Raw genomic sequence first — 18947 nt, forward strand, 5'->3', positions numbered from 1 at the left:
GCCATTGGCGCATGCCAAGCGTATTCTAACCATCGCCCCCGGCACGCCCTTTCTGAAGACGCTGGCGGAAAGTCTTTGCGATGGCAGGCTGGCACCCGGCTTCCGTTACGATCCCGCCGACCCGCTATCACTGGCCAAGGTCACCATCTATGTCCCGACCCGCCGTTCCGCCCGCGTCCTGCGCTCGGAATTCGTGGATTTGCTCGGCGGACAATCGGCTATTCTGCCCATCATCAGGCCCCTTGGCGAAACCGATGACGATAGCGGTTTTTTCGACGTTGAAACGCCCGCGACCATCGATCTCGCACCACCCATTTCCAGCACGGCCCGGCTGGTGGAGCTTGCCCGCCTCATTCTGGCTTGGCGCAACAGTCTGCCGGATGCCATCCGCGCCGTGCATTCGGACTCGCCCCTCGTCGCCCCCGCAAGTCCTGCCGATGCCATCTGGCTTGCGCGCTCGCTGGCCGAGGTTATCGATGCCATGGACACGGAAGACCGGGAATGGGACGCGCTTTCCAAGCTCGACACCGCCGACCATGCGCAATGGTGGCAGCTGACCGCCGATTTCTTGAAGATCGCCAGTGTGTTCTGGCCAGCCCGGCTGGATGAACTGAACAAATCCTCGTCCGGGCGGCATCGCAATGCGATTCTGCGGGCCGAGGCCGAACGCATTGCCCGGATCGGGTCCGATGACCCCATCATCGTGGCGGGTTCCACCGGCTCCATTCCGGCAGCGGCAGACCTGATCGCAGCGGTCGCCTCCCTGCGCCAAGGCACCATCGTCCTTCCGGGCCTCGATATGGATATGCCGGAAGAGCAATGGCAATCCATCAATGAGAACCCTGACGACCCCTCAAGCCGCACCCATTCGCAATATGGTCTCTATATCCTGCTGCAAAAGCTCGGCGTTTCCCGAAACGATGCAGAGCAGATCGGGGTTCTGGATGGCGACCTCAAAGACCGTGCAGCCATCTTTTCCACAGCCCTTGCGCCAGCCAAGGCCACCAGCGAATGGAACGAGTGGCGCGAAGACAAGAGCGAAGCGTTTTTTGAACAGGCCTTTGCATCCGCTGCCATCATCGAAGCCGCCAATGAGCGCGAAGAGGCAACGGCCATCGCCATTGCCCTGCGCTTAGCACTGGAAAACGGGGCCACCGGTGGCCAATCCCAAGCGGCGCTGATCACGCCCGACCGTGGGCTCGCGCGCCGGGTGGCAACCGAGCTTGCCCGCTTCGGCATTGAGGCGGACGATTCCGCCGGTACGCCGCTATCGGCCACGCCGCAGGCGGGTCTGTTGATGCTGGCGCTCGAAGCCATCTTGAGGCCCGGCGATCCCGTGGCCGTCATGTCGCTTCTCAAGCACCCGCTATCGCGCTTCGGTCTTGGGCGGGCAGAGGTCGGTCATGCCGTGGCGGGGCTGGAGCTGCTGGCGCTTCGGGGTGGGCGAACCGAAACCACACTTGATACGCTAGAGGCGCTGCTGCACCGCCAGCTTGCACTCCATGCACTTGATCGCCATTCGCCACAGTGGCGCAAGTCTCTGGCTGAGGGCACCGACCTTGCCGCTGCCGATCTGGCACGGCGCATCAGCGCTGCCATTGAACCGCTGGATGCGGCCTTCATCCGCAAGGACGCTGTTACCGGGCGATTGACGGCGCGGCTGACGCTTGCCGACTGGGCGGAGCGCACAGGCCGGGTCATCGAAGCCATGTGTATCGATGAGAAGGTTGATCTGGCCAATCTCTGGTCGCATGAGGCGGGCGAAAAACTCTCCGGCCTTCTGTCTGAACTGATGGATTGCGGCAGCGTGCTGGAAGCCGATGGACCGCAATGGATCGATATCATGACGGCGCTGATTGCGGGCGAATCGATCAAGCCCCGGGCCATGCGCCATCCGCGCGTGTTTATTTTCGGTGCGCTGGAAGCCCGCCTGCAAAGTGTCGATACTGTCATCATTGGCGGGTTGAACGAGGGCATATGGCCGGGCCAGACGGCCAACAACCCGTTCCTGTCCCGCAACATGAAGACCGGCATCGGCCTTGAGCCGCCGGAACGGCGCATCGGCCAGCTTGCCCATGATTTCGAGATGGCGAATGGCACACGGCAGATTTTCTATACGCGCTCGCTTCGTCAGGGATCGACTCCTGCCGTCGCCTCCCGCTGGCTGCAAAGGCTTCTGGCGCTGGGGGGCGAAGGCTTTACCGAAACATTGAAAGCGCGCGGCACCGCCTATCGCCACTGGGCCAACATGCTGGATGACGGCGAAAACCAGCAGCCCGCCAAGCGCCCGGCACCGACACCGCCTGCGGAGTTGCAGCCGAAATCCTATTCCTTCAGCGAAGTGGGGCGGCTTCGACGCGACCCCTATTCCATCTATGCGCGGCGCATTCTCAAACTGGATCCGCTGGATGAGTTCAACCGCGATCCGGGCGCGGCCGATCGAGGCACGCTCTATCACCGCATCATGGAAACCTATTCCCGCGAGGGCCATGTGGCAGGCACGCCTGCCGCCGAAGAAGCGATGTTTCGGGTGCTGCATGCCTGTTTCGATGCTGAAAACCTGCCGCCGCATATCGATGTGGTCTGGCGCCCTCGTTTCGAGGCAGTTGCCCGCGAATTTCTCAAATGGGAAAAAGAGCGCCGGGCGCTGGTCAAGCGCAGCCATATCGAGGTGCGGGCCGGACAGGAAATACCCGAAGCAGGCATTCGCCTGACCGGCGTTGCCGACCGCATCGACATCAAGACGACAGGCATGGCCGATATTATCGACTATAAAACCGGCCTGTCGCCCTCAGTCAAACAGGCCCGCTCGCTGCTTGATCCGCAATTGGCACTGGAGGCAGCCGCCCTCATGCGCGGTGCCTTCAAGGATGCGGGATCTCCGACACCGGAAGATCTCATCTATGTGCGCCTGCGGCCCGGCCAACGATTCGGTACCGATACGATCAACAATGAACATGCCAAGGCAAGCGCCAAGACCGTGCCGAAATCATCAGCTGAACTCGCCACCGATTCCATCGATCAGCTGGCAAAATTCGTGATTTCGCTGCGGCAAGGCCAGAACGGCTTCGTTTCGCGGCTGATTCCCGAGGAACAGCAAGCCTATGGTGGCGAATATGACCACCTTGCCCGCGTATCCGAATGGTCCACGGCAGAACCGGGAGATGGCGATGCTGAATGACATGATAGACCACGGCCCCGTACAGGACGATCCGAAAAGCTGGATTGACTGGACAAGCGCGCAGCAGACCCGCGCCTCCGACCCCGCCAGTTCCGCATGGGTTTCGGCCAATGCCGGGTCCGGAAAGACCCATGTCTTGACGCAGCGCGTGATCCGCCTGCTTCTGGCCGGTTGCCGCCCATCCGCCATTCTGTGCCTGACCTATACCAAGGCTGCGGCGTCTGAAATGTCGAGCCGCGTATTCGACCGACTGGCCGGCTGGGCGACACTTTCCAATGCCGATCTCAGCCATCGCATCACGGCCATTGAGGGCCGGGTGCCGGATCTCATCAAGCTGAAGGAAGCGCGACGTCTCTTCGCAAAGGCGCTGGAAACGCCGGGTGGCCTGAAAATCCAGACCATTCACGCATTTTGCGAGGCTTTGCTGCATCAGTTTCCGCTGGAAGCCAATGTCGCCGGGCACTTCTCGGTTCTGGATGACCGGGCAGCAGCCACGCTTCTGGCCGAAGCGCGCCGCACACTTTTAACCGCCGTCTCCATGGAGGCGGATCAACCGTTGGCCCACGCGCTGGCCTATGTCCTCGATATATCAGATGAGACAGGGCTTGAGTCCCTTCTCAGCGCCATCGTTTCCAACCGCAACGCCATCAGCGCGTTTCTGGACAGGGCGCGCCAGTCCGGCGGCATCGATGCCACCCTTCGCGCCCATGCGGGCATTGATGCGCAGGAGACGGAAGAAACGGCGGCGGCAGCCTATTGGCCCCTGCCCGGCCTTTCCGGCCTGTCGATGGATACCTATCTGACGCTGGCCGACGAAATTGGCGGCTCGCGGGTCATCGACGTTGCCTATGCGCTGCGCGAAGCTGCCCGCACCACGGATGTTTTCAAGCGTGTCGAGTTCATCGAGGCCGCTCTGCTCACTTCGCAAGGTGCGCCGAAATCCGACGCCTATGTCATCAACAAGGCGATGCAGAAATCGGCACCGTCCCTGCTGGATGACCTCATATTGGCCCGCGCCCATGTGGTGGCCTGCCGGGATCGCTACCGCACCATCCGCATGCTGGAAGCCACCAGACATGCGCTGACGCTGGCGCAGCGGCTGATCGGTGATTTCGAGGATCTGAAAAAGCAGCGCAGCCAGCTGGATTTCGAGGATCTGATCGAACGCGCCGCAACCCTTCTCAACCGCGATACGGCGGGTGCATGGGTTCACTACAAGCTGGATCAGGGCATCGATCACATTCTGGTGGATGAGGCGCAGGATACCAGCCCGGTGCAATGGACCATCATCCAGTCGCTGGCCGCCGATTTCTTCCATGGAGAAACCGCGCGCGAAGGACGGCGCACCGTCTTTGCCGTGGGTGACGAGAAGCAGTCGATCTATTCCTTTCAGGGCGCAAGGCCGGAGCGGTTTTCGCAGGAAAGCCGCGAAACGCAAAAGCGCGTGACCGCTGTTGAGCAGACATTTCATTCCGTTCGCCTGCCGCTGTCATTCCGCTCCACGGCAGATGTTCTTGCCGCCGTCGATCAGGTTTTTTCGCTTCCCGAACATGCCGAGGGTCTGAGCGCCGAGAAAGAACCCGTCGAGCATCGCTCCAACCGCCACGGACAGGCGGGCACCGTCGAGCTATGGGACATGGTTGCCGCCGAGCCCGTTGAAAATGAAGAGGACTGGACAGCACCCTTCGATGCGCTGCGCGAAAGCGCGCCACCCGCCATCGTCGCACGCCGCATTGCCGCCCGCATCGCCGAGATGATCGGCAAGGAAACCGTGGTCGAAAAGGGCGTGGAGCGCACGATCGAGGCGGGCGATATCCTGGTTCTCGTGCGAAAACGCCACGCCTTCGTCAACGCGCTGACCCGTGAGCTGAAGCAGCGGAAAAACATTCCCGTTGCTGGTGCCGACCGCCTGCGCCTCACAGACCATATCGCCATTCAGGACCTGCTGGCGCTGGGCCGTTTCGTGCTCTTGCCGCAAGATGATCTGTCGCTTTCGGCCCTTCTCAAGAGCCCGCTGTTCAATCATTCAGAAGACGATATTTTCGATATCGCTGCAAATCGCCCCGAAAATACTAGCGTCTGGCACCATCTGCAGGCGCTCTCGAAAGCGAATGAGGGTCGGGCGTTCGCGGCATCGGTCGAAAAGCTCACCCATTTCATCGAATTGTCGAAGACGCAGACCATCCACGATTTCTTCGCCGCCGTGCTGACGCTGCATGAAGGACGTGCGAAGTTTCTGGGGCGGCTCGGCAACGAAGCCAGCGACGTGCTGGACGAATTCCTCTCCTTTGCGCTGGACCACGAAAAAACCGGCCTTCCCGGCCTGCAATCCTTCATTTCCGTGATGGAAACCGATGCGCCTGAAATCAAGCGCGAGCAGGACAAGGAGCGCGGCGAAGTCCGCATCATGACCGTCCACGCCTCAAAGGGTCTCGAAGCACCGGTTGTGTTTCTGGTCGATGGCGGCTCCAAGGCCTTCATTCACAGCCACCTGCCAAAACTGCGCTTCATCGAAAATGGCCCCGCCAAGCTGCCGATCTGGTTGCCCGGCAAGGGCTTTGATAACGCGATTGTGTCAAGGGATGAGGACCGTCTCAAGCTATCCGCCGAGCAGGAATATCGCCGCCTCCTCTATGTGGCGATGACACGCGCTGCCGATCATCTGATCGTCTGCGGCTATCGCGGCCCACGGGAAAATCCCGATTGCTGGCATGCCATGATTGCCCGTTCGCTGGGCGCGGATGAGGTGAGGTGCAAGCGGCAGGCATTTTCCGCTGGTGGCGAAGAGTGGGATGGTCTTTTGTGGCAGTCAACCAGCCGCGATGCCAAGGCCGTTGCCGCGACTGAGCCGCCGCCTGCCCCGGTTCTGGATGCCTTGCCTGCATCTCTGATGCAACCCTTGCCGCCACCGCCAGCTCTGCCACGTCCGCTCAGCCCGTCCGGTGCCGGAACCATCATCGATGATGGCTCGGAGGATTTGCTGGTCACCTCGCCGCTATTTTCCAGCAACGAGGTATCATCCGGTCTAGCGCTGCAACGCGGCAGGCTTGTCCACCGCATGTTGCAGACCCTGCCGGAATATCCGAGCGAGGAGCAGCCGGATGCTGCCCGCCGTTATGCGGAGCGCGCCGCGCGGTTCTGGCCTGAAAAGGAGCGGGAAAAACTGATCCATTCCACGCTATCGGTGTTGCGAGAACCGGCCCTTCAATCGGCATTCTCAGCCAACAGCCGTGCGGAAATCTCGATTATGGGCACCTTGCGGCTCGGCAAAAGGGATTATGCCGTCTCCGGCCGCATCGACCGGCTGGCCGTAGATGGCGACCGCGTCATTCTGGTGGACTACAAGACCAACCGCGTGCCGCCCGTCCGTGATGCCGAGATACCGCTGGCGCATAAAGCACAGCTTGCGATTTATAAAAGTATTCTCGCCCCGCTTTATCCCGGCAAGACCTTCACCTGCGCGCTGGTCTATACCGAAAACGCTTCATTTGTGACGCTGAGCGACCAGTCGCTGGCTGATGCGCTTGCTGCAATCGAGACAAAGTGAGATATGGGACATTGAAATAACCTGCCAGCAGCATCACATGCTCATCAACCAACACCACTGACAATCTTGTCATTGAAAGGAGAGCCACCCATGGCTACCGTGAAAGTCGATACATCCAATTTCCAGGCCGAAGTGCTTGATTCCGCTGAACCCGTCGTCGTCGATTTCTGGGCTGAATGGTGCGGCCCTTGCAAGATGATCGCCCCGAGCCTCGAAGAAATCTCCAACGAGCTGGCCGGCAAGGTCAAGGTCGTGAAGCTCAACATTGATGAAAACCCGGAGCTTGCAGCGCAGTTCGGCGTTCGCTCCATCCCCACCCTTGCCATGTTCAAGGGCGGCAAAGTGGCAGACATCAAGGTTGGTGCAGCACCAAAGACAGCTCTTTCGGCCTGGATTTCCAGCGCTGCCTGATTAGGTGTTTGGATAGAATGAGAAAAGCCCGGTCATCGCCGGGCTTTTTTTGTTGAGGCATTTTAAACAAACCGCCGTCATCCTCGGGCTTGACCCGAGGATCTGACGAACCCCTACATCGAACGTGGTTAGATCCTCGGGACAAGCCCTGATATGACGGTGGGGATGGAATGGCTTAACCTTCAAAGCCGATGCAGCGAATTTTACTGCGGAACGGTCCCGTTCAAAGCCAGCGCATTGCCAGCGAGATAAAGCGAACCGCCGATCAATATGCGTGGTGCAGGCTGACCCGGCAAAATCCGCTTTTTCAACTCTTCCAAGGCTTCTTCAATGGAAGATGTCGGTGCTGCGACGAGGCCCGCGTCAAACACGGCATGCGCCAGAACAACCGGATCGATGGCCGCATCCGTGCCATTGATCGGAACGGTGAAGACATATTGGGCGATATCGGCGAAGGCCTTGAAATACCCCACCTGATCCTTGGTGTTGATCATGCCGGCAATTAGAAACAGTGGGCGGGCATTGGCTTCCTCGAAACCGGCCATGGCTTCGGCAATCACCTCACCTGCGCCGGGATTATGGCCACCATCGATCCAGATTTCCGAACCCGGCGGTGCCAGATCGACAATACGGCCTGATGTGATGCGTTGCAGGCGGCCCGGCCATTCCACCGATGTCATCGCCGTCTCAACCATCTTGTCCGTCACTTCGAAACCGGCAGCCTTGACGGCGCGGATGGCGGCCGCGGCATTGGCCAGTTGGTGGCGGCCGGGAAGACGTGGCAGGGGTGCATCAATGAGACTGGTTTCATCCTGATAGACCAGACGCCCGAATTCCTCATGCGCCGAAAAATCCTGCGCATAGACAGCCGTCGGGCATCTCAGGCGTTCAGCGGTCTGGACCAGAACATCCAGTGCCGCATCGTATTGCTGATGACCAATGACGACGGGCGATCCGGCTTTCATGATCCCGGCCTTCTCAGCCGCGATCAGTTCAACGCTATCTCCGAGATAGGCCTGATGATCCAGGGAAATCGGCATGATGATCGACACGGCAGGGTCGGTGATGACATTGGTCGCATCAAAACGCCCGCCAAGGCCCACCTCGAGGATCACCGCATCGGCTGGATGTTCGGCAAAGAGAACGAAGGTGACGGCCGTCAGAATTTCAAAAACGGTGATCATCTGCCCGTCATTGGCAGCAGCCACACGTTCCAGCGCATCGGCCAGAACGGCATCCTCGACATAACGCCCCTTCTCGCCACGCAGGCCCAAGCGATAGCGTTCGTACCAGTTGACGAGATGGGGAGATGTGTGGACGTGAACAGCAAGGCCGCCAGCTTCCAGCAGCGCGCGGCTGAAGGCCGTGACAGAGCCTTTGCCATTGGTGCCAGCCACGTGCAAAACTGGCGGCAGACGCTTGTGCGGATTGCCGAGCTTTTCGAGAAGAGCGGTTATTCTATCCAGCGAAAGATCAAAGCCTTTGGGGTGAAGCCCCAAAAGCTTTTCGATGATCCGTTCCGCTGCGCTCTGGGCAGGTGTCGTCATATCCGTCATTGGCGTCTCCGCTGCCCAGTGGCGATAGACGTCAGGCGGATACTGCCATTGGCAGGTCTTCCGAAGACGGATCGGCTGGGGCCTTTGTCATGATCTTCAGCAGGCTTGCCAGCGTCTTTGGAATTTCACGCCGATCCACGACCATGTCGACCATGCCGTGTTCCAGCAGATATTCCGAAGTCTGGAAGCCTTCAGGCAGCTTTTCGCGGATCGTCTGTTCAATCACGCGCTTGCCCGCAAAGCAGATTTCCGCACCCGGCTCTGCGATGTGCACATCACCCAACATGGCGTAAGAGGCCGTGACACCGCCCGTCGTCGGGTTGGTCAGCACTACGATGTAGGGCATGCCCGCTTCCTTGAGCATGTTCACGACCACGGTTGTGCGCGGCAGCTGCATCAGCGAGAGGATGCCCTCCTGCATGCGTGCGCCACCCGAGGCCGGGAACATCACGACAGGGCAACGCTCTGAAATGGCGCGCTCGAATGCCTTGACGATGGCTTCACCGGCAGCAATGCCGAGCGAGCCACCCATGAACTGGAATTCGTGAACGATAGCGACGATCTTCAAGCCCTTGAGCTTGCCGACGCCAGCCAGGATCGTGTCTTCCTGCTCCGTCTTCACGCGGCTGTCGCGCAGACGGTCCGAATATTTCTTCGAATCGCGAAACTTCAGTGGGTCCTGCGCCACCTTTGGCTGGACCAGGGCTTCGTAAACGCCGCCATCGAACAGGTCTTCAAGGCGCGCCTTCGCAGGCATCTTCATGTGGAAACCAGAAGCGGGAATGACCCACTTGTTTTCCTCAAGATCCTTGTGAAAAACCATCTCGCCCGTTTCGGGGCACTTGATCCAGAGGTTTTCCGGCGTCTCGCGGCGGCCAAGCATGGAGTTGATCCGAGGCCGTACGTAGTTGGTGATCCAGTTCACGTCTAATACTCCTGACTATCTCGCTGACCTGACTTTACTCGGCAGCGGCAAGGCGCGATGCACGCACGCCCGTTGAAAGTCCCTTTACCAGTGTTGTCACTGATGGAACAGTGTCGTTGGTGGCCTTACCGTCCTTGGTCAGGCTTCCGGCGATCTGGTTGACGATGGCCGAACCCACCACAACTCCATCGGCAACAGCGCCGATTGCGCGGGCATGATCCGCCGTCTTGACGCCGAAGCCGACACAGATGGGAAGGTCGGTATGCGCTTTGATCCGCTGGACAGCGCCAGAGATCGTGGATGGATCCGGCAGAGCTGACCCGGTAATGCCATTCATCGAAACGTAATAGACAAAGCCAGACGTGTTCTTGAGAACGGTCGGCAGACGCTTCTCATCCGTCGTTGGCGTTGCAAGACGAATAAAGTTGATACCGCGCGCCAACGCTGGAACGCAAAGCTCATCATCCATTTCAGGTGGAAGGTCGACAACGATCAAGCCATCGATACCCGCTGCCAATGCATCATCCAGAAACGTTGCGACGCCATAGATATAGATGGGGTTATAATAGCCCATCAGCACGATCGGCGTGTTGTCATCCTGCTTGCGAAACTCGCGGGCGAGTTCAAGCGTCGTCCTCAATGTCTGCCCGCCCTTCAGCGCGCGCTGGGCGGCAAGCTGAATGGCTGGACCATCGGCCATGGGATCGGAAAAGGGCATGCCGAGTTCGATGACATCGGCACCGGCTTCAGGCAGCGATTTCATGATGCCGAGCGAGGTATCGAAATCCGGATCGCCACCCATGAAATAGGTGATGAGGGCCGGGCGGTTTTCAGCGCGCAGATCAGCAAAGCGCTTGTCCATACGAGCAGTCATGATTACGCACCCATTTCCAGAAGTTTCGCCACGGTAAAGATGTCCTTGTCGCCACGACCGCACAGGTTCATGACGATGATCTGATCCTTGTCCATCTTGGGCGCACGCTTGATGACTTCCGCCAGCGCATGGGCAGGTTCAAGCGCTGGAATGATGCCCTCGGTGCGCGTCAGCAACTGGAATGCATCCAGCGCTTCGGTGTCCTTGATCGGCACATATTCAACGCGGCCAGTATCTTTCAGCCATGAATGCTCTGGGCCAATGCCGGGGTAATCCAGACCAGCGGAGATCGAGTGTCCCTCTTTGATCTGGCCGTCACCGTCCTGCAGCAAATAGGTGCGGTTGCCATGCAGCACGCCCGGCGAACCGGCTGTGAGCGATGCGCAATGTTCTTCGCCCTCAAGACCCTTGCCGCCCGCTTCGACGCCAACGATCCTGACGCTGGAATCATCGAGGAACGGGTGGAACAGACCGATGGCATTGGAGCCGCCGCCAACCGCTGCGATCAGCATATCCGGCAAACGTCCCTCGGCCTTCAGCATCTGCTCGCGCGTTTCACGACCGATGACCGACTGGAAGTCACGAACCATTTCCGGGTATGGATGCGGACCGGCGGCTGTACCGATCATGTAATAGGTGTCGTCGACATTGGTGACCCAATCCCGCAGCGCTTCGTTCATAGCGTCTTTCAGCGTGCCGTGACCAGCCGTGACCGGAACGACTTCTGCGCCGAGAAGCTTCATGCGGAAAACGTTCGGCGCCTGGCGCTCCACGTCGGTTGCGCCCATATAAACGACGCAAGGGATGCCGAAACGGGCAGCGACAGTTGCCGAGGCAACACCGTGCTGGCCAGCGCCGGTTTCCGCGATGATGCGGGTCTTGCCCATGCGCTTGGCGAGCAGGATCTGGCCCAGGCAATTGTTGATCTTGTGCGAACCGGTGTGGTTCAGCTCATCGCGCTTGAAATAGATCTTCGCGCCGCCAAGCTCCTGTGTCAGGCGCTCGGCAAAATAGAGCGGGCTTGGACGACCGGTATAGTGGGTGTTCAGATGCGCAAGTTCCGCCTGAAACTCGGAGTCTGTCTTTGCCTTGTTCCACTCGGCCTGAAGGTCAAGGATCAACGGCATCAACGTTTCAGCCACAAAGCGGCCTCCGTAAATACCAAAACGGCCGTCCTCATCGGGACCGGCGCGGAAAGAGTTGGGTTTCGGCGTCTCGTTCACTCTCAAACTCCCTGCGGTCTTGCCGATCGTATCGCATCGAAAAATGCGTCGATCATGGCCAGATCCTTGACACCCGGTGCGCTCTCGACACCGGAAGATGCATCTATTCCCTTAGCTCCGGTTTCCGCCAGAGCATGCGCTATGTTGTCTTTGTTCAACCCCCCGGAAAGCATGTAATCCACGCCTTCGTCAAGAGAGTGCAGCAAGGTCCAGTCAAAGGAAACGCCGTTGCCGCCGGGAAGATCGGAACCCGCAGGCGGTTTGGCATCGAACAGGAACTTGTCGGCTATTCCTATATAGGGATCAATCTTGGCAAGATCATCGACATCGCGGATGGAAAAAGCCTTGATGATGGGCAAACCGTAGAGAGCCTTGACGTTCAGCACACGCTCCGGGCTTTCATGCCCATGCAGCTGCAGCATATCCGGCTTCAACAGATGGATGATCTCATCCAGCTCGTCATTGTCGGCATCAACAGTCACGGCTACGATCTTGACGCTGCCGCGCACGGCATCGGCCAGCTTGCCAGCAATATCAGGCTCGATGTTGCGCGGGCTTTTTTCAAAGAAAATAAAGCCGAGATGGCTCGCACCGCGACGAACGGCGCGCTCGATGGCATCGGCGGACTTCAATCCGCAAATCTTGATTTCCGGTGTCATGGCTTGGGAGGTGCCATGAAATAGGCTGTGAGTCGAGCCAAATCTAATCGTCCTCTCAGAAGCGTAAATGTTTCACGTGAATCCAAAACGGTTTGGACAGGATTTATTCGAAATCGATGGCGTGCAACTGCGAGCCGTTGCGCTTCAACCAGGATTTCGAGGCCTCCATGGTGGGGGAAAGCTTTTCGCAGAGCGCCCAGAATTTCGGTCCATGGTTCATCTCTTTGAGATGCGCGACCTCATGGGCGGCCAGATAATCGATGACACTTTCTGGCGCCATAACGATGCGCCAGGAAAAGCTCAAGTTCCCATCATGCGAACATGAGCCCCAGCGGCTGCGCGTATCCTTCATGGAAATGGAATTGGCGGGCCTGCCGACTTTTGCCGTGTGATGCGCCACCAGCCGCTCCAGGTCAGCCCGCGCTTCCTTTTTCAGAAAGGTCGCAATGCGTCGGCCCAGATGTTCCGGCAATCCGCTGACGCGCAGAACCGCCTCACCATCTGCATTTTTTGCAATATGCGTCACACCACGCAACGTGCCAGTATGTTCGATGCGATGGGCCACCCCACGAATGGAGATACTGCCGCCATCGACCACACTTCCCTCGGTGGAGAACTTCGAAAGCCTGCTTTTCAGCCAGCCATTGTGGCGATCCAGAAAGTCATCCACTTCCCGGTGATGGAGACCGTAGGGGATCGTCATTTTCAGCGCTTTGCCGCCGGGCTCGATGCGAAGCGTAATGCGCGTCGCGCGCTGATTTTCCTTGATGGTAATGGGCAGGTTGCGACCGCCCACATCCACCATGCGCTGCGATGGCGCAGGCTTGGACGGCGAAACGGATCTCAGGGTCTTTCGGAGAAGCGGAAACATCGCCTTTCATAGCGATTCGCTCCGTAAAAAGCTATCTGCTTGGTGTCACACCGCCGGGTCATGCTTGCGCATGAAATCCAGCATGCGCGGCACGATATCTCGCCGGAAGCGGGAGCCGTTGAACACGCCGTAATGCCCGACATCCGGCTGCGTGTAATGCTCGCGCTTATCAGCTGGAATATTCAGACACAGATCATGCGCCGCCTTCGTCTGCCCTGCCCCGGAAATATCGTCATTCTCGCCCTCGACCGTGAACAGCGCCGTGCGTTTCACGTGTGTAGGGTCAACCGCCCTGCCCCGGTGCAGCATCCTGCCCTTGGGGAGCGCGTGATCGATGAACACGGTTTCAACGGTCTGGAGGTAGAATTCGGCTGTGAGGTCCATCACCGCTAGATACTCGTCGTAAAACTCGCGGTGCTTTTCGGTGGAATCGCCGTCGTTCTTCACAAGGTTCATGTAGAAATCCTTGTGCGCCGTCATGTGCTTGTCGAGGTTCATGGACATGAAGCCGGTCAGCTGCAGAAAGCCCGGATAGACGGAACGACCAAAACCCGGCTGCGGCCATGGCACAGGCATAACGACATTATCTCTGAACCACTCGATCGGCTTGCCCATGGCCATCTCGTTGACAGCCGTCGGGTTGATCCGCGTGTCGATTGGCCCACCCATCAGCGTCATCGAAGCCGGGGCGCGTGGATCATTGTCCGCTTCCATCAGCGAGACTGCCGCAAGCACGGGCACCGAGGGCTGACAGACCGCCACGACATGCACGCCCTCACCCAGTTGATGAATGATTTCGATCAGGTAATCGATATAGTCATCAAGATCAAAGCGCCCTTCCGTGAGCGAAACCGTGCGCGCATCGATCCAGTCGGTGATGTAAAGATCGGCGGATGGCAGCAGCGCCTCGACCGTGCCGCGCAGCAAGGTTGCGTAATGGCCCGACATGGGGGCGACGAGCAGCACTTTTGGGCCGGTCGTTTCGCCTGATGCCATATCACGCTTGAAATGGAGCAGATTGCAGAAGGGCTTTGCCCAGACAATCTCTTCTGCGACAGCAACGGATTTCCCGCCGACCAAGGTCTCGGACAGCCCGAACCCTGGTTTGCCGTAGCGCCGGGTCAGCCGCTCGAAAACCTCAAAGCCCGCATCGAGGCTTCTGCCGAATGCCGTGTTGGACAGCGGGTTCAGGGGATTGTTGCAAGCCTGACGCATCAGTTCAGCGCTTGCCCGCAGCGGCATCATGGCAGCGTGGTTCATTTCGTAGAACTGATAGAACATGGATGAACGCCTCCCGTCGTTTATCGTCGTCTTTTCGTTAATATAGCATCATTTCGCACATGCACAAAATGTGAAAAGCGCCAGCGGTTGCCCGCCAGCGCTTCTGATATGTATTGATCGAAAGTTCTTCTCAGATGTCAGCGACGAATGTCTGCTTCTGAGTGCCGAGACCCTCAATGCCAAGCTCAACCACATCGCCAGCCTTCAGGAAGCGTGGCGGCTTCATGCCGAGGCCAACGCCCGGAGGTGTGCCGGTGGAAATGATGTCCCCGGGATGCAGGGACATGAACTGGCTGAGGTACGAAACGACATGGGCAACGCCATAAACCATGGTCTTGCTGGAGCCGTTCTGCATCGTCTCGCCATTGACCTTCAGCCACATGCCGAGGTTTTGCGGATCGGTGACTTCGTCCTTGGTTACCAGCCATGGGCCGACGGGGCCGAATGTGTCGCAGGATTTGCCCTTCGTCCACTGGCCCTGACGCTCGGTCTGGAACGCGCGCTCGGATACGTCATGCGAAACGCAATAGCCGGCAACATAATCCATCGCATCGGCTTCAGACACGTATTTGGCGGTCTTGCCGATGACGACGCCCAACTCGACTTCCCAGTCTGTCTTCTCAGAGCCGCGTGGGATGATGACATCATCATGGGGGCCAACTATGGCCGATGTTGCCTTCATGAAAATGACAGGCTCGGATGGCACTTGCGCACCGGTTTCCGCCGCGTGGTCGGAAAAGTTCAGGCCGATGCAGATGAATTTGCCCGTGCCGGAAACGCAGGCGCCAATGCGATCATCTGCAAGAAGCGGGAGCGTGGAAAGATCGAGAGCGGCAATCGCCTTCAGACCCTCAGGGGAAATGGCCTCGCCGCCGATATCTTTCACATGCGCCGAAAGATCACGAGCTTTTCCATCCTGATCCAGAATGGCTGGCTTTTCCTGGCCCGGCTGGCCGACGCGCAATAATTTCATGGTCAATCTCCCGTTGTCAGACAAGTGCCTGCATATATGAACGAACTATTTATCCGTGTCACCCCTCATGCGGTGGCAAATCGATCTGCCTCGCATTGAAGGAAGCATTTTTCGAAACACGGGTGTATGACACTATTAGGGCGCTCTAAAACGGCGCCGATGGCACCATGATGTCGAACCGTGTCGAGGAGATGATATGACCTATAGCAATTCGCGCCAATCCGAGTTTCCGATTGATCCCATATTCCTGGATCGCTGGTCGCCGCGCGCCTTTGGTGACGCTGGAATGCCGAGAGAACATCTGCTGACAATTCTCGACGCCGCCCACTGGGCTCCATCCTCCTCCAACCAGCAACCCACCCGGTTCATCTATGCCCATAAGGGCAGCCCGCAGTGGGACACATTTGTCAGCCTGCTGATGGAAGGCAATCAAAGCTGGGCTAAAAATGCCGCGGTCCTGCTGATCGTGCTGTCCCGCACATATAATGTTTCACGCGAGGGCGACAAGAAGCCTGCGACAACGAACTCTTTTGATGCGGGTGCTGCCTGGTTGTCTATGGCCATGCAGGCGCAGTATCTCGGCTACCATGCTCATGCCATGGCTGGCATTTTCAAAGACAAGATCATTGAAACGCTGGAAGTGCCGGAAGGTTATGCCGTGGAAGCAGCTGTCGCCATCGGCTCCATCGCCGACAAGAGCACCCTGCCCGAGGAACTGGCGAAACGCGAAGTGCCGAGTGACCGGCTGCCTCTGTCGGAGGTCGCGTTCGAAGGACGCTTCACCGGTAAGGCTGACTGAAGGTTTACGCTTCACGACTGAAATAAAAATGGCCCGGTGGAGCATCTCCCCCGGGCCATTTGTTAAGATTGTGTTTCACGTGAATCGTCACATAAGACGATTCACTGAAAAACATCAGATATCGAGATTGGCGACGTTCAGCGCATTTTCCTGGATGAAGTCGCGGCGCGGTTCCACCTCATCACCCATAAGGCGGGCGAACAGGCTGTCGGCATCGGTCGCGTCAGGAATTTTGACCTGAAGCAATGAGCGCACATTGGCGTCCAGCGTGGTTTCCCAAAGCTGCTCGGCATTCATTTCGCCAAGGCCCTTATAGCGCTGCATCGACAGGCCCTTGCGACCGGCGGCAAAGATGGCATCGAGAAGCGGGCGTGGGCCAGCGATGACCTGCGTGCCATCCTTGCGCTGCAGCACAGGTGGCGTCTTGTAGATGTCACCCATACGGGTTGCGAGCTGGTCAATGTGGCGCGCATCTGCGGAACCCATCAGGCCCATATCCAGCGTGGAAACTTCCTTGACGCCGCGAACCATGCGCCAGAAACGAAGACCGCCATCATCAAGAACTTCACCGGTCCAGCCGCGCTCGGTTTCCTCAGCAATCATGTCAAGACGACGCGCGACCTCGGCAACCGTCGCTTCGGCCTTGCTTGGATCTGCTGACAGTTCCGGGTTCATCGCACCAGCAATCGCTGCCTGCTCAACAATCGAGCGGCTGTAGCGCGAATGCAGGTTGTCAATCAGCGTGCGCATGCGCACTGCATCGAGAATGACTTCGCGCAGATCCTGGCCAACACGGACTTCGCCGGAACCCATCGTCAGCGATGCTTCCTCGATACCCATGGTGATCAGGTATTCTTCGAGCGCCTTCTCGTCCTTCAGATATTGCACGGACTTGCCGCGCGTCACCTTATAAAGCGGTGGCTGCGCGATATAGAGATGACCGCGCTCGATCAATTCCGGCATCTGACGGAAGAAGAAGGTCAGAAGCAACGTGCGAATATGCGCGCCGTCCACGTCAGCATCGGTCATGATGATGATCTTGTGGTAGCGCAGCTTGTCGGCGTTGAACTCGTCCTTGCCGATCGAGGTGCCGAGCGCCGTAATCAGCGTACCGATTTCCTGGCTGGACAGCATCTTGTCGAAGCGGGCGCGCTCCACGTTCAGAATTTTACCGCGCAATGGCAAAATCGCCTGCGTTTCACGCGAACGACCCTGCTTTGCAGAACCGCCAGCCGAGTCACCCTCGACGAGGAAGACTTCGGATTTGGCCGGATCACGCTCGGAGCAATCTGCCAGCTTGCCGGGCAGAGACGCGATATCGAGCGCGCCCTTACGGCGGGTCAGTTCACGCGCCTTGCGGGCAGCTTCGCGAGCAATAGCCGCTTCCACGACCTTGCCGACGAGGATCTTGGCTTCGGTCGGATGTTCCTCAAACCAGGTGCTCAGCGCTTCATTGACGAGGTTTTCGACAACGGGGCGAACCTCCGAGGAAACCAGCTTGTCCTTGGTCTGCGACGAGAACTTCGGATCGGGGACCTTGACCGAGAGAACGGCCGTCAGGCCTTCGCGGCAGTCTTCACCCTGAAGAGAAACCTTCTCACGCTTGGTGATGCCGGAGCTATCGGCATAGGACGTGACCTGGCGGGTCAGCGCACCACGGAAACCGGCCATATGCGTGCCGCCATCGCGCTGGGGAATGTTGTTGGTGAAGCACAGCATGTTTTCGTGATAAGTGTCGTTCCACCACATCGCGACTTCAACGGTGATGCCGTCCTTCTCGCCGATGATGTAAACCGGCTTGTCCACCAGCGGCTTCTTGGCCCTGTCGAGATACTTCACGAAGGCGGCAAGACCGCCATCATAAAGCATTTCTTCCTGCTTGATGTCGGAGTGGCGCTTGTCCGTCAAAAGAATGCGCACGCCGGAGTTCAGGAAGGCCAGTTCGCGCAGCCGGTGTTCCAGCGTTGCGTAGGTATATTCCGTCATGGTGAAGGTTTCGCTGCTGGCGAGGAAGGTCACTTCCGTGCCGGAGCGACCTTCATAATCGCCAACGATCTTCAATGGGCCATCGGCCACACCATGGGTAAACGAAATCTCGTGGATTTTTCCGTTGCGGCGAATGCGCAGTTTCAGCCAGACCGACAGCGCGTTGACAACCGAGACGCCCACGCCGTGCAGACCGCCGGACACCTTGTAGGAGTTCTGGTCGAACTTACCGCCCGCGTGAAGCTGCGTCATGATGACTTCAGCTGCGGAGACGCCTTCACCGGTGTGAATATCGGTCGGGATACCACGACCATTGTCCGTCACCGATACCGAACCATCGGCATTCAGCGTGACGGTGACGAGATCGGCGTGACCGGCCAGCGCTTCATCGATGGCGTTATCGACGACTTCGTAGACCATGTGGTGCAGACCGGAACCATCGTCGGTATCGCCGATATACATGCCGGGACGTTTGCGAACCGCATCAAGCCCCTTGAGGACTTTGATCGAATCGGCTCCATAGGCTGCACTGGCGGCGTTTTCGCTCGACATAGGTTCAGTCATAAGCACTCTTTCCGAATGTATCTGTCGCAGCGCCACCTCATATCGAGACAGCGCGGCAGCGAATCACTTTAAATCTGACGTGTGACTATAGAAATTC

General features: G+C 58.5%; 13 protein-coding genes. 4 read left to right on the top strand and 9 right to left on the bottom strand.

Translation table 11 applies throughout. From position 1 onward, the window contains the following. Positions 1-4: 4 nt before the first annotated feature. The 3 genes from addB to trxA all read left to right on the top strand — a co-directional run bounded on the left by addB (position 5) and on the right by trxA (position 7139). Complete coding sequence (gene addB, locus IFT53_RS12680; protein WP_192065084.1) at positions 5-3181, top strand: double-strand break repair protein AddB; 3177 nt, start codon at positions 5-7, stop codon at positions 3179-3181. Beyond that, complete coding sequence (addA, locus tag IFT53_RS12685) at positions 3171-6728, top strand: double-strand break repair helicase AddA (RefSeq protein WP_192065086.1); 3558 nt, start codon at positions 3171-3173, stop codon at positions 6726-6728. The genes addB and addA overlap by 11 nt, the downstream gene beginning before the upstream one ends. Positions 6729-6818: 90 nt before the next feature. After that, positions 6819-7139: a thioredoxin gene (trxA, locus tag IFT53_RS12690; RefSeq protein WP_192065087.1), complete on the top strand. Its 321-nt coding sequence runs from the start codon at positions 6819-6821 to the stop codon at positions 7137-7139. 203 nt (positions 7140-7342) lie between these two features. On the opposite strand, the gene IFT53_RS12695 is transcribed toward trxA, so the two are convergent. From IFT53_RS12695 to IFT53_RS12730, 8 genes are all read right to left on the bottom strand, one after another. Further along, positions 7343-8686: a bifunctional folylpolyglutamate synthase/dihydrofolate synthase gene (locus IFT53_RS12695; RefSeq protein ID WP_192065482.1), complete on the bottom strand. Its 1344-nt coding sequence runs from the start codon at positions 8684-8686 to the stop codon at positions 7343-7345. Positions 8687-8726: 40 nt separating this feature from the next. Continuing rightward, on the bottom strand, positions 8727-9620 hold the full coding sequence (accD, locus tag IFT53_RS12700) for an acetyl-CoA carboxylase, carboxyltransferase subunit beta (protein ID WP_192065089.1): 894 nt from the start codon (positions 9618-9620) through the stop codon (positions 8727-8729). Positions 9621-9654: 34 nt separating this feature from the next. Further along, positions 9655-10494, bottom strand: coding sequence for a tryptophan synthase subunit alpha (gene trpA, locus IFT53_RS12705; RefSeq protein WP_192065091.1), 840 nt, complete (start codon positions 10492-10494; stop codon positions 9655-9657). A gap of 2 nt (positions 10495-10496) precedes the next feature. Further along, a complete protein-coding gene (gene trpB, locus IFT53_RS12710; protein WP_192065093.1) occupies positions 10497-11717 on the bottom strand; it encodes a tryptophan synthase subunit beta in 1221 nt (406 codons plus the stop codon). 2 nt (positions 11718-11719) lie between these two features. Further along, complete coding sequence (locus IFT53_RS12715) at positions 11720-12376, bottom strand: phosphoribosylanthranilate isomerase (protein ID WP_192065095.1); 657 nt, start codon at positions 12374-12376, stop codon at positions 11720-11722. A 103-nt stretch (positions 12377-12479) separates the two neighbouring features. Next, positions 12480-13247, bottom strand: a complete 768-nt coding sequence (locus IFT53_RS12720) for a M48 family metallopeptidase (RefSeq protein ID WP_192065096.1) — start codon at positions 13245-13247, stop codon at positions 12480-12482. A gap of 45 nt (positions 13248-13292) precedes the next feature. Then, complete coding sequence (locus tag IFT53_RS12725) at positions 13293-14528, bottom strand: polyhydroxyalkanoate depolymerase (RefSeq protein ID WP_192065098.1); 1236 nt, start codon at positions 14526-14528, stop codon at positions 13293-13295. Positions 14529-14658: 130 nt separating this feature from the next. Beyond that, positions 14659-15501: a fumarylacetoacetate hydrolase family protein gene (locus tag IFT53_RS12730; protein ID WP_192065100.1), complete on the bottom strand. Its 843-nt coding sequence runs from the start codon at positions 15499-15501 to the stop codon at positions 14659-14661. Between the two features lie 196 nt (positions 15502-15697). On the opposite strand from IFT53_RS12730, the gene IFT53_RS12735 reads away from it, so the two are divergent. After that, positions 15698-16300 (top strand): nitroreductase family protein, encoded by a 603-nt coding sequence (locus IFT53_RS12735; protein ID WP_192065102.1) that lies wholly within the window; start codon positions 15698-15700, stop codon positions 16298-16300. A 114-nt stretch (positions 16301-16414) separates the two neighbouring features. On the opposite strand, the gene gyrB is transcribed toward IFT53_RS12735, so the two are convergent. Next, positions 16415-18850 carry a DNA topoisomerase (ATP-hydrolyzing) subunit B gene (gene gyrB, locus IFT53_RS12740; RefSeq protein WP_192065104.1) on the bottom strand — a complete coding sequence of 812 codons (2436 nt, stop codon included), beginning with the start codon at positions 18848-18850 and terminating at the stop codon, positions 16415-16417. Between the last annotated feature and the right edge of the window lie 97 nt (positions 18851-18947).

It is taken from the genome of Rhizobium sp. CFBP 13644 (assembly GCF_014842165.1).
GTDB lineage: Bacteria > Pseudomonadota > Alphaproteobacteria > Rhizobiales > Rhizobiaceae > Agrobacterium > Agrobacterium tumefaciens_C.